Raw genomic sequence first — 11,815 nt, forward strand, 5'->3', positions numbered from 1 at the left:
CACTCATGATTCTCTCTGCACCGCATACCTGCCTTCCCATTTCACCCGCAAGCCCATGACAAGCACATCATCTACCTGATTTTCATTGCCCCGCCACTCTTCGAACTCTTTGTGCAAAAACAAATGCTGCGATTTGGCACTCACAAACTCTTTTGATGCGCGCAAGATGGTCTCACGAAAGCGCTTTAGCATGTATTTTCTGCGTTTGGGACCACCGAACTGGTCGGCAAAGCCATCGGAAAACAGAAAACACTCCACATTTTGATAACGGCTGATATCTATCAAGTGATTGGTGAAATGGCGGTCTATTCCCCGCCGGATTCCCCCTATGGGCATTTTATCACCCTTTACTTCGAAAAATTCGCCATCGGCCACATACCACAAGGGGTTATAGGCTCCGGCAAACTCGATGACTTGCAGTTCTTTGTGAAAACAGCAAAGCGCCAAATCCATGCCGTCGCTGCCGGTGCCCTCTTCTTGTTTAAGAGCGGAGCGCACCTCATGGTGCAGTTGTCGCAAGATTTCGGAAGGGCGTGTAATGCCACGCTCATACACTATCTGATTGAGCAAAGTATTGCCAATAAGACTCATGAAAGCCCCCGGCACCCCATGCCCGGTGCAATCTACCGCAGCCACCAGCACCCTGTCTTCTGTTTCGGCAAACCAATAGAAATCACCGGACACAATATCGCGCGGTTGAAAGAAAATAAACGCATCGTGAAAGCAGCGAAGTATGGCTTCTTTGTGAGGCAAAATGGCCTCTTGTATGCGTTTTGCATAACGTATGCTGTCGGTCAAACGCCGGTTGGTTTGTTCCAATGCCCGGGTGCGCTCCTCTACAAGCTCTTCCAAGCGCAAATTTTGCTCTTGCATCAAGCGGGCTTTTTCCTCTTCTGCTTCGCGGGCACGCCGCTCTTTTTCGGCTACTTCGCGCCGCAGCAAATCTATCCGGTAAGCCAAACCCAGTGCCAGCAATATAACCTCCAGCGCCGAGCCTATTTGAATACTGTAAAAAGTAAAGAAGTTGGTAGGCAGCCAACCAAAAGCACGGAAGAGGGTCATCAGGGCGCCCAATAAATAAAAGCTCCAAGCCAACAAGAAAAAGTGAGCCACTGCCACCCCTCGCTGCAAGGCATATATGCCTACTCCAATCAACACGAAAACCATCAAAATACTGCTTGCCGCATTGACTCTGTTGGAAAGCGTATGTGGCAGAAACCAGGCCAGACAGAACTCTAAAGCTACTACTGCCAACAAAACCCAAAAAAGCTTTTTCAGGTGTTTTGAGAGCTGCCCCACCCCCAAAAAGCGATAGGCAAAGGCAATGCCCGAACCGGCTAAAACAGCAATAGAAGCAGGGAACAAGCGGTGATTGAGCCAAGGAAGTTCTCCCAAAAAATATTGAAAAGCAAAGCCTGTGTATTCTGCTTGAAAGAGCATGATAGCAAAAATATTCAGCACATAGAGCAGATAAACCCGGTCCCTCAAAAAGAAAAATATCACCAGGTTGTACAGTAGCATCACCAGCATGATGCCATAGTAAATACCAAAGCCCAGCTGATTGTCCGACACGTAATCAAGGAAGGCATCGGGGTTCCACAGGCGTAAAGAAATGCTCATGGTCCCCTCCGTGCGAAAGCTCATATATAAAATTCTTCTTTCAAAAGGCGCCAACTGCAGACGGAAGACAGGGTGCCGGAAATCAACCTCTGCCAGGTGCCGTGGTACCATATCGCCGCCCAAGCGCTCCGTGATATTTCCGATTTCGTCGATTTCATAAAGCGCTACGGTATCGATAAGAGGGTAAGCCTGTTCCAAAAAGTAGTCTTTCACCTCATCGGTAGGGTTTTCCAGCACCAGGCGCATCCAATAGCGCGAAGCAGTATAGCCGGCATTCAGGTTGCTTGTCCCTACCGGTTGAAACTTACCGGCATAAGCTGGCGAGGCTACCTGCCGTATGTTGAGCGCAGCTGTGGGGTCTTCCAAATAAAAAGCGTGTTCGGTTAAGCTTACATAGGTTTGTATATCGCCGGTACGCACTGCTTCCCAACGGGACAGTTGCGCCCATGTGTGGCTGCATACGATGGAAAAAACACAAGCGAACAGCAGGTTTACAACTACTTTCATAAAGTAATCAATGGTTATCGTTTACAGTACATTGGAAGTTACATTTTGCGGGGCATGGCGGACAAGCACTTCTTTTTCTACTTTCAGCCCAACAACCAGCACATCGTCTATTTGTTTCCTGTCGCCTTTCCACTGCTCAAAAACTTGCTGTAGCTCCTGCTTGCCCAATACCACATAATCTTTTCCGGCCACTTCCAGCAGCAGGCGCTTGAAGTTTTTAACCATAAACTTACGATCGCGCACCCCTCCGAACTGATCAGCAAAGCCATCGGAAGCAAGGAACAATATCATGTTGTCCGTCAAAGGAAGCTCATGTGTAGGATAGGTGCGCTTTTTGCCCCGCTCAAAGCCCCCCACCGAATAGGGCGCCCCTTTGATTTCGTGCAGCTCTCCATACTGTATGTAATAAAGCGAACGTGCCGCACCGGCAAAGTACAGGCTTTGCTTCTGCGTGTCTATCATGCAAAGGGCTATATCCATACCGTCCTTTACCAAAGATTCTTTTTCCTGCTTCAAAGCCTTTCGTATCTCTTTATGCAGTTGAAGCAATATTTCGCCGGGGTCGTCTATTTCTCTTTCATTCACCACTTGATTGAGCAAGGCATAGCCAATCATAGACATGAAAGCCCCCGGCACGCCATGCCCCGTGCAATCCACCACTGCCAAAAACAATTTGCCTTCCCGTTCCGAAAACCAGTAGAAATCCCCGGACACAATATCACGCGGCTTGAAGAATACGAAAGAGTCCGGAAAGTATTGTTTTATAAGCTCTTCTGCCGGCAAAATTGCCCTTTGAATTTTTTCGGCATACTGTATGCTTGCCCGTATGTCCCGGTTTTGTTTTTCTATCTCTGCGGTACGCTCAGCGACCAGTTGTTCCAGTCTGCGGTTTTGCGCTTCAATAAACTCTTTTTGCTCGCGCTCTTTTTCTTTTTCGAGACGCTCCCGCTCCAGCGCTGCCGCTGCCACTTGTTGCTTCAGCAGGTTGATTCTATAAGCCAAGCCGAAAGAAAGCAAAACCACTTCAAGCGCCGAGCCTATTTGCACGGCATAGGTAGTTACAAAATTGTTGGGCATCCAGCCGTAGCCACGCATGGCAGAAAGCAAAGCCCCCAATAAAAAGATACCCCAAGCCAGCAGGAAGAATTTGGCCGGTGCATAGCCTCTTCTGTGCACATACACGGCTGTAAAGAAGATGGTCAAAGTCATCAGCAGTGCGGTGATGGTCGTGAGCTTAATGCTGAAACGGTAAGGAGCTGCCAAAGAAACAAGTATTTCTATCAAAGCAAGCAACATGCCGCCCATAAGCACATAAGACAAGCGGCGCCAATAAGCAGGCACTTCCAAAAAATGATAGGTAAAGTTTAAGCTTGTAAGTGTGAGCACGGCAATAAACAAAGGCACGCTCACATGGTGTAAAGCCGGGAAGGCGGGCCACAAATACTGATACCCCAAGCCGTTGAAAGAGACCTGAAACAAAATAATAGCCAATATATTGAGCACGTAAAAAAGGTAATTGCGGTCGGCCAGAGAGAAAAAAAGAAAAAGGTTGTACACAGCCATCACCAGCATGATACCGTAATAAATACCAAAGCCTATCTGTGTGGCATTGCTGCTCTCGGTAAAAGCCATGGGCGACCACACATAAACCGGAAAACTCATGGTGCCCTCGCTGGTGATGCGAAACAAGAACTGCTTTTGCTCGCCTGCTTTTAACTTCACAGGGAACACGAAGTTTTTATAATTCATGGGGCGTGCATCAAAAGGCAGGCGGTCGCCGGTCAAGAAATAGGCTGTGGTGTCATTGCCGCGCACCCATAGGTGTAAGGTGTCCAAGAGCGGGTAATCTACCTCTACCCAGGTGTCTATATCGGACGTTGAAACATTTTCCAGCTCAAAATAGAGCCAATACACTACATCTGTATAACCATAGTTGGGTTTTTCTGTTCCTGCCGGTGCAAAAGGATACTTTTCCGGATGTGCCAGCAGTTCTGTTGCCTGATAGCATGCCTGCGTATCTGCCAGTATCCATGCTTTTTGCCCGGCTGCTATTTTTTCAAATTCCGGCGTGCGAATGGTCATGCGCGGCGGTTGCTGCGCCCATCCACAGTTTAAAAACAAAAAAAGAAAAACAAATAAAAGAAGGCAGTTGACTTGTCGCATGAGTAGCTTGTTTAAGATAACAGCATAAGTTTTTTCATTAAAATACTTACTCTATCTGACTCATGCAAACAAATAGCCGTAAAATCAAGAAGCCCGCGCCTGCTCCATTTCAAAATAAATCAAATCGAGCAGCAAATCTGTGAGTTCCACAGGTATATCGGCTTTGTAGCCTGCATAGTGGCACTGCAACACTTCCAGGCTGTCGGCATAAAAAGTAATTTTTGCAAATTGACTATTACGTTCCGTATCGTAGAGAACAATATGAAAGATGCTTCTTCCGGCGGCGTCCACATAGTTGCAATAAATCTGCCAGCGCAGCTGCTTGCGTATGCCGCACAACTTAATCAACAGATGGATGACCGTCTCGGGAAGAACCATGGTACTTTCAATATTTCTTGACTGAAGTTATAAAAAAATACCCGGTTGTGCAACCGGGTATTGAGCAAGCAGTCAGTGTTTCATCATAAGCATGTGCGTTGTTTTTAAAGCACTTGGTTCATAAACAGACGGGCTTCTTTGCAAGAATCGAAATAAGCTGTCAAAACAATATCCTCTATTTCTTTTAGTTCCTCTTCAAGCCATACACGCACAAAAGGGTTTTCAGGCACTATGAAAACCATCCCATTTACAGGTGGCTTAGCGCTTGCCAGGCTATTCAAGGTTTTGCCCAGCAACTCAAAAGATGCCCAATCAAGCAACGACAATCCGGAAAAGTCAAATACCCACCATTGCTTGGGTTTCCCTGCGTGCACTTGCGCTTCGAACGCTTTCAACAGGCCCTCAACCGTGGCTTTCTCCGGGAAGCCCACAAAGGTTATTTCCAGGCAATCTTCTTTTTCTTGAAGGCTGCCTTTCGAATGAACCAAACTTTCATACAGTGAGAGCATGCGGGCTTTTTTGATAATTACAATACAATGTAACAAAAAACCATTTACACACAAAATAATTTCTCAAAAAAATAAAAGAACAAAACACTTCGTTAAGTAAAACAGCATAGAACCAAACAAAAATGAATATGAAGTACCGGTTTACCCTTCTATTGATAAGCTGTATAAGCAGCTATGCACTTGCACAAACAACCGCCGACCTGCAGCTGCTGCAGCAGGCAGTTTCTGCCCAACAACTCCGGCAAACGGTAGAAAAGCTGGTGTCTTTCGGCACACGCCATACACTTAGCGACACGACCGGCGCCCGAAGGGGCATAGGCGCTGCCCGCCGCTGGGCTTACCAACAGTTCAAGAGTTACTCCCCGCGCCTGCAGGTAAGCTTCGATGCCTTCACCGTAGAGCCGGATGGCAGACGTATTCCACACAAAGTAGAGATGAAAAATGTAATGGCTTGGCTACCCGGCACCGACACCGGCGACCGGCGTGTAATTCTCATTACTGCTCATTTGGATTCCCGCGCCTCGGATGTCATGGATGCTACAATAGATGCCCCGGGTGCCAACGACGACGGCTCGGGCTGTGCATTAGTTATGGAAGCAGCCCGTGTGCTCTCTCAATATGAATTTCCCTGCAGCCTGTTGTTTGTACTGTTCTCGGGCGAAGAGCAGGGCTTGTATGGTTCGCGCCATCTGGCACAGAAAGCCAGACAAGAAGGTTGGGAAATTGTGGCAGTACTCAACAACGATATTGTAGGCAACAGTTATTCTTCGGAGCTGGGCATTCGGCAGAATACCCGGGTGCGTGTTTTTAGCGAAGGCATCCCCGCCGCTGCCGATGAACAAACAGTGCGTCTGTTGCGCCTGTTGGGGTATGAAAATGAAAGTTCCAGCCGGCAGTTGGCCCGTTACATGGCAGATATTGCCCGGAAACACATCCCACACCTTGAGGTGCGCATGGTGTACAGAAAAGATCGCTTTTTACGCGGTGGTGACCATACCCCTTTCAATGAAGCCGGTTTTACCGCTATCCGGGTATGTGAAGAAAATGAAGATTTTACTCATCAACACCAAAATGTGCGTACTGAAAAAGGCATCCGCTATGGCGACTTACCTGAATTCATGGATTTTGACTACCTGCGCAAGAACACCGTGCTGAATGTGCTTACGGCTGCCGCTTTGGCATGGGCACCGGCCGCCCCACAAAACGTGAGCATGTCTGTCAGCGGACTTAGCAACCACACCGAACTGCGGTGGCAAGCCCCTGTTGCCGGGCCACGCCCTGCTTATTATCGTGTGTTGATTCGCTCGACCGAAGCGCCGCAGTGGGAACAGCACATCGATACCAAGGATACCGCCATACGCCTCCCTTATTCCAAGGATCATTACTTATTTGCCGTGCAGTCGGTCAGCGAGGCAGGCTTTGCCAGCTTGCCGGTGGTTCCTTTGCCAGCAAGAGAATAAACTTATGCTTTCAACACATATAAATCATTGAGACAACGCCCCTGCTCCTCGTAGTCAAGGCCATAGCCCACCACAAAATGGTTGGGAATTTCAAAGCCCACGTAGTCTGTTTGCACCGGGTGTTTCAACGCATCCGGCTTCAACAATAGCGTGGCTATCTTTAAGGAAGCGGGGGCTTTTTGGTAAATTTTTTCTACCAAGAAGCGAATGGTTGTCCCTGTGTCAACAATATCTTCTACGAGCAACACATGCTTTCCCGACAAACTGACAGTAGCCGCCAGTTGTTCACGCACCAGCCCGCTGCTCATCATGCCTTCATAGGACTGCACCTTGATAAATGCTATTTCAGTACGGTCGTTTAAATAACGCGCCAAATCGGCTGCAAAGCGAAAGGCCCCACTCAGCACACACAATAAAACAAGCGGCTTTCCGTCATAATCCTTCCTGATTTGCTCTGCCAGCGCTTTTACCTTTGCCTGAATGGCTTCGGCATCTAAAAAAAGTTCAAAATGGCGATCATGTAATTGTACTTCTTTCTTCATGATATGCAATCAGTTTCTCTTATCAAAGCCAATATTTTTTGCAATTATACGACACTGCATGGCAGTAGTCCAAGCAATCAAGATAAAAAAACAAAAGCTTCCCCCTGTGCAGGGGAAGCCACATCAACCAAAACTACTTTTGCCTACTGATAGTTTATGTGTTCGATATGCAAAAAGCCTGTTTAGTCTCCCACCCCAAGTCCTGCAAGTTTTTTCTTGGGACGTTCTGCCTCCCACAAAGGGGCAATGTCTAAACTGAGCTTGGTATCTATGTTTGCCAGCAACACGCCAAAACTTAGCGACAAGCCAAGGAGCCCCAAATGCCGGTAAGCATAGGCAACGAAAGCAAGCACCGCCAATACACACAGCGCCGTAATTAAAAAGCGTAAACTATAGGTAAGCAAACGATGCAATACGGGGCGTTTTACCAGATGGTGTGTGTACTGCTGCTGCACCCAACGATAAAGGGCGATAATATAAGTGGTGGTAAAGCTCACAAGCAAAGAAGCCAACAAAGCCACTTGCAAATCTTGCTTGCGGTAAACCATCAAGTGGCTTAACCAATAGTCAGGCAAAGTATAGTGACTGATAAACAACAGCCACGCTGCCATCAATAGTCCGCCTGCCAGCTTCACACGCCAATAGCCGCGTCCGCGATAGCGACGATACACCTTCATGGCAGCAGAAATCAACAAGACGCCGGTGAACAACAATGCCACCCCTACTATAGCCAGCGGCTTGGCAGAGGCAAGGGTTTCCGGACTGAACGGCAGGTCCAGTTGGGCACTTACCAGCAATAATGCAGAGAAGAAGTTTACCAACAAGGCGTCGAAACGCTCGATGCTCATCATCGAGACATCGAAGGTGCTGTTCACAGCCTCACGACGGGTGCCATATTGCCAAAGTTTGCGGCTAAGCACAGGCAAAGCAGCCCCCAGCGCATAGGTAGTAAGCTCTACTATCAATATGGCGATATCGTGTGCCGCTTGCGGTTCTTTGAGTAACAAGGCAAAAGGAAAAAGCAAGCCCAGTACCAGCAAACGCATGATACTCAAAGGGCTGTTAAGTATCAACAATGCTTTTGCCAACTCGCTGCGCAAGCCACGCCCCGGGTCGCGCTTCCGTACCCAATACTCTACTCCCTCTAACAGAAAAGAAGCAGCAAAAGCAACCCAGAAAAAGTGGGTGAAGGCTTCGGGCTCTACATGATAAATTTGAGCCACCAGACTGAGTACAAATATCGAAAAGCTTATAACAAGCAGCAGTTTGTACTCATTTTGAAGGAAGAGGTTCAGGCGGCTATACCACACACGCTGCCATTGATATTGCAAGTTGCGTGCTTGGTAGCGCACCCAGGTGATTGCCATTCGCCATAAAATCCACAGGCCTGCCCCTATTCCCCACCAAGATAAATAACCCAAAAGGTTTTCCATATAATAAAGTTAGCTTGATTGCCGCGCAAATATAGTACTTTTTCTAAAATACACCTCACAAAATCTACTCACAAAAGACTGATTAACAACCATTTACAAACAACAAAACCATTTAAAAGTTTCACTTTTTAAATTTTTCAACAAATAAAGTTTTGCCAAATGGCAGTTTGCCTTACTTTTTTATTGTTAATCAGCATTTTCTCAAACATCTACGTTTTGCACTTGAGCAAAAAAAAGACCAGTTCCAATGTTTTCTTCTTGCAAATGAGGCAATAAAAAAAGACATTGAAGGAAATACTTCCGTCAATGCCTTCTTTTGCTCGATAAACACCGGGAATGAGCCGATAAGCTTAGCGTTTGTTTTTTGTATCTACTATGATGGTTACCGGACCGTCATTGACAAGGGCTACTTTCATGTCTGCGGCGAACACCCCTGTTTTTACTTCTTTTCCTATCAAGCGGGCACACTGCTCTACAAAAGATTCATATAAAGGGATGGCTAATTGGGGCGGTGCCGCTTCGATAAAAGACGGGCGGTTGCCTTTTTTGGTAGAGGCATGTAAAGTAAACTGGCTTACCACCAGCAATTCGCCCTGTACCTCGATAAGCGAGCGATTCATTTTGCCGTCTTCATCTTCAAAAATGCGCATATTTACTACCTTCTTCGCCAGCCATTCTACATCGTCGGGTGTATCGGATTGCCCAACCCCCAACAAAACCAGTAGTCCCTTACCTATCTCGCTATGCTTGTTGCCATCGATGGTTACAGACGCTTCCAAGACTCGTTGTATAACTGCTATCATAATTGATAATTTAATTTGTAGATACTTGATTGGGGATTTCTATTTCAATGGAAGTGCCTTCACCCGGCTTGCTTTTCAGTTCTATTTTTCCCTGCAGCTGCTCAATGATTTGTTTGACGATATATAACCCCAGCCCGGCCCCTTTGGAGCGTTCATCGCCGCGGAAAAACATATCGAACACCTTATCCTGCAAATGTGGGTCTATGCCCGAGCCGTTGTCTTCTATTTTTAACTTGGCAAGCCGGGGCAAAAGCTGTACTTCCACCTTAATTTCATGCCGCTCTTTCTTCTCATCGACATATTGAATGGAATTGGATATGATGTTGTGCAATATGGTATGCAAACGCACTTTATCGCCGGCAAACGGTTGTTGCTTACCCAGTATTTTGTAATCGAGTGTTACCTTTCGTTCATTCAGTGCCTCTTTCAACTCATAGGCTATTTCGGCAAGCAGCGCTTCAAAATCGAGGGGTTCAAAACTAAGCGGCTTTTGCTCTATGCTGGCATAGGTGTACATATTGCGAATAAAGCCATCTAAGCGGCGAATGCTGCCCTTCATATGGTCGAGATAGCCCTGCAGCGCCGGGGCAACGCCTTCTTGCTCCATCAAATGTACCAGCCCTTTGAGTGAAGTAATGGGTGCCCGGATGTCATGCGCCACCTTGTAAAGAAACTGGTCGAGCTCAAAATTGCGGCGCGACAGCTCTTCAAAAGCATGTTTCAACTGCTTTTGTTGATTACGCAGCTGTTCGTTCATCATACGGGCAGCCGCTTCCTGACGCGCCAGCTCTTTGTTTTGTTCTATCAGTTGCCGGTTAAGTGCTGCCAGGCGTTTTTTGGCCGCCCGCTCCTTAGTAATATCCAGAGCGCTTATAATCATCATGTTACGCTCATCCGCCTCCATGGGCGTGTAGGTCAGCTGCAGCCAGTGTGCCCCTCCGTGAATGTCGGTAATCTTCGCTTCTTGAAAATAACTTTCGCCACTGAAGTTCTCTTTCAACTGCTGCAGATAGTTTTCCTTTTCTTCGTCTTTCAGTTGTACCAAGGAAGCCCAGTCAGTGCCTAACTTAAGCTCTTTTCCAAAGAAAAGACGCGCCATTTTAACCGCTTGCCGGTTGAACCAACGTATTTTCAGCTGTTCGTCAATCAGAATCAACATTTCTGAACTGGCCCGGTCCAAAGCTTCAAGCAGCCGGTGCTGATACACAAGCTCCTGACGCAATTGAGCCTCCCGGCTGACTTCTTTTATATGCACCATAACCGCGACCACTTCACCCGAAGCAGCCCAAATGGGCATCAGGTCCAATTTAATGAGGTACTTCCCCTTCGGGAAAGTCATGTCGCCCAAGTATCCCCGCATGCTTTGCTCGTGCAGATGGCGAAAACGTTCATGTTCGGTAGTGGGCAAGTAGCGCAGCAAAGTAATGTGTTCCTGCAACGGGCGCCCAATCACCTTTCCGGTGAGCTCAAAGGCAGCGGCATTGGCTGCTATCACTTGCGTTTTTTCGTTCAGTAATACCGATGCCTGCTCGTTGCGTTCTATCAACAGACGTAATCTTTCATAAAGTGCAGCGTGCTTGCTTGTTTCTGTTTGCTTGTTTTGCGCGCCGGTGCTTCTTCCTTCCGGGGCTTCCAACGGAAACACAGACACTATAAACCCATGTACCACTGCCAATGCCAAACAATTGCGTAACTGCAAGCTGCAAAGCACCCAGCGTCCCTTATGTGTGCGCAATTTAAGCTGCATGGAGAAAGACGGCAGCTTGCGTTCCACGGCATCCTGCAGGCGGCGGCTAAAATAAGCGGCATCTTTGTCGTCGAGCAACTTCAAGAAACTACTGCCAATGAGGCGCTCGGGCGGATACCCCAAATGCTCCTCTACAATCATATTGGCATACTTCACTTCGCCGGTTTCTTTCAGAATGAGAACGCCCTCATTCAGGTTTTGAAGCAGGGTTTCATAAAAAGCAGTGATGTCCATACTTAGGCTTTTGGTCTCAATTTAAAAAAACCCCCTTGTTTAAGCCCATAGCGGGTAATAAAAAAAGCAAAAGAACAAAGAAGACGCGCAACCTCCTTCTTGTGGTGAATATAAAAAAGCCACCCATTACAGGTGGCTTTTGTTTGTCTTTTCAACACACATTATTTTAGCTTAAAGGTAATAGGCATGGTCAGTTTTTCATCTACCGGGCGCCCAAGATGCTTGGCAGTCTTCCAGCCGCTGGTACTTTTCAATACACGTATCACTTCCTCTGCCAGAGCCCCATCGCCTAAATTATCACCACGCAGCACTTCCACTTCGCCAATGGTTCCATCTTTTTTGAGTACAAATCTGACCAAAACAGTTCCTTGAATATGGCGCCTTTTGGCTTCGGGGGGATACTGCACGTTCTCTTGCAC

At 47.3% G+C, this 11,815-nt stretch carries 10 protein-coding genes; 1 reads left to right on the plus strand and 9 read right to left on the minus strand.

The features are described 5' to 3' along the window. Nucleotides 1-3 precede the first annotated feature (3 nt). The 4 genes from K384_RS10185 to K384_RS10200 form a co-directional block, all read right to left on the minus strand. On the minus strand, nucleotides 4-2,127 hold the full coding sequence (locus K384_RS10185; protein WP_038031998.1) for a 7TM diverse intracellular signaling domain-containing protein: 2,124 nt from the start codon (nucleotides 2,125-2,127) through the stop codon (nucleotides 4-6). 21 nt (nucleotides 2,128-2,148) lie between these two features. Continuing rightward, nucleotides 2,149-4,290 (minus strand): 7TM diverse intracellular signaling domain-containing protein, encoded by a 2,142-nt coding sequence (locus K384_RS10190; RefSeq protein ID WP_038032000.1) that lies wholly within the window; start codon nucleotides 4,288-4,290, stop codon nucleotides 2,149-2,151. A gap of 84 nt (nucleotides 4,291-4,374) precedes the next feature. Beyond that, nucleotides 4,375-4,668: a hypothetical protein gene (locus K384_RS10195; RefSeq protein WP_038032002.1), complete on the minus strand. Its 294-nt coding sequence runs from the start codon at nucleotides 4,666-4,668 to the stop codon at nucleotides 4,375-4,377. A gap of 104 nt (nucleotides 4,669-4,772) precedes the next feature. Further along, nucleotides 4,773-5,177 (minus strand): hypothetical protein, encoded by a 405-nt coding sequence (locus K384_RS10200; RefSeq protein ID WP_038032004.1) that lies wholly within the window; start codon nucleotides 5,175-5,177, stop codon nucleotides 4,773-4,775. Between the two features lie 128 nt (nucleotides 5,178-5,305). On the opposite strand from K384_RS10200, the gene K384_RS10205 reads away from it, so the two are divergent. Further along, nucleotides 5,306-6,637 (plus strand): M20/M25/M40 family metallo-hydrolase, encoded by a 1,332-nt coding sequence (locus tag K384_RS10205; RefSeq protein WP_038032007.1) that lies wholly within the window; start codon nucleotides 5,306-5,308, stop codon nucleotides 6,635-6,637. A 2-nt stretch (nucleotides 6,638-6,639) separates the two neighbouring features. On the opposite strand, the gene hpt is transcribed toward K384_RS10205, so the two are convergent. The 5 genes from hpt to K384_RS10230 all read right to left on the minus strand — a co-directional run. Then, entirely contained in the window at nucleotides 6,640-7,179 is a 540-nt protein-coding gene (gene hpt / locus K384_RS10210) for a hypoxanthine phosphoribosyltransferase (protein ID WP_038032010.1), read from the minus strand. Between the two features lie 182 nt (nucleotides 7,180-7,361). Then, entirely contained in the window at nucleotides 7,362-8,612 is a 1,251-nt protein-coding gene (locus K384_RS10215; protein ID WP_038032013.1) for a hypothetical protein, read from the minus strand. Nucleotides 8,613-8,962: 350 nt separating this feature from the next. After that, on the minus strand, nucleotides 8,963-9,415 hold the full coding sequence (dtd, locus tag K384_RS10220) for a D-aminoacyl-tRNA deacylase (protein WP_038032015.1): 453 nt from the start codon (nucleotides 9,413-9,415) through the stop codon (nucleotides 8,963-8,965). Nucleotides 9,416-9,425: 10 nt separating this feature from the next. Further along, a complete protein-coding gene (locus K384_RS10225; RefSeq protein ID WP_038032017.1) occupies nucleotides 9,426-11,396 on the minus strand; it encodes an ATP-binding protein in 1,971 nt (656 codons plus the stop codon). Between the two features lie 161 nt (nucleotides 11,397-11,557). Beyond that, nucleotides 11,558-11,815: energy transducer TonB (locus K384_RS10230; RefSeq protein ID WP_038032019.1), on the minus strand; the 258-nt coding region annotated here is incomplete at its 5' end.

This window comes from Thermonema rossianum DSM 10300, assembly GCF_000426825.1.
Taxonomy (GTDB): Bacteria; Bacteroidota; Bacteroidia; order Cytophagales; family Thermonemataceae; genus Thermonema; species Thermonema rossianum.

Coding starts and splice junctions, on each gene's coding strand:
- K384_RS10185 (WP_038031998.1), bottom strand. CDS start 2,127: ATGAAAGTAGTTGTAAACCTGCTGTTCGCTTGTGTTTTTTCCATCGTA.
- K384_RS10190 (WP_038032000.1), bottom strand. CDS start 4,290: ATGCGACAAGTCAACTGCCTTCTTTTATTTGTTTTTCTTTTTTTGTTT.
- K384_RS10195 (WP_038032002.1), bottom strand. CDS start 4,668: ATGGTTCTTCCCGAGACGGTCATCCATCTGTTGATTAAGTTGTGCGGC.
- K384_RS10200 (WP_038032004.1), bottom strand. CDS start 5,177: ATGCTCTCACTGTATGAAAGTTTGGTTCATTCGAAAGGCAGCCTTCAA.
- K384_RS10205 (WP_038032007.1), top strand. CDS start 5,306: ATGAAGTACCGGTTTACCCTTCTATTGATAAGCTGTATAAGCAGCTAT.
- hpt (WP_038032010.1), bottom strand. CDS start 7,179: ATGAAGAAAGAAGTACAATTACATGATCGCCATTTTGAACTTTTTTTA.
- K384_RS10215 (WP_038032013.1), bottom strand. CDS start 8,612: ATGGAAAACCTTTTGGGTTATTTATCTTGGTGGGGAATAGGGGCAGGC.
- dtd (WP_038032015.1), bottom strand. CDS start 9,415: ATGATAGCAGTTATACAACGAGTCTTGGAAGCGTCTGTAACCATCGAT.
- K384_RS10225 (WP_038032017.1), bottom strand. CDS start 11,396: ATGGACATCACTGCTTTTTATGAAACCCTGCTTCAAAACCTGAATGAG.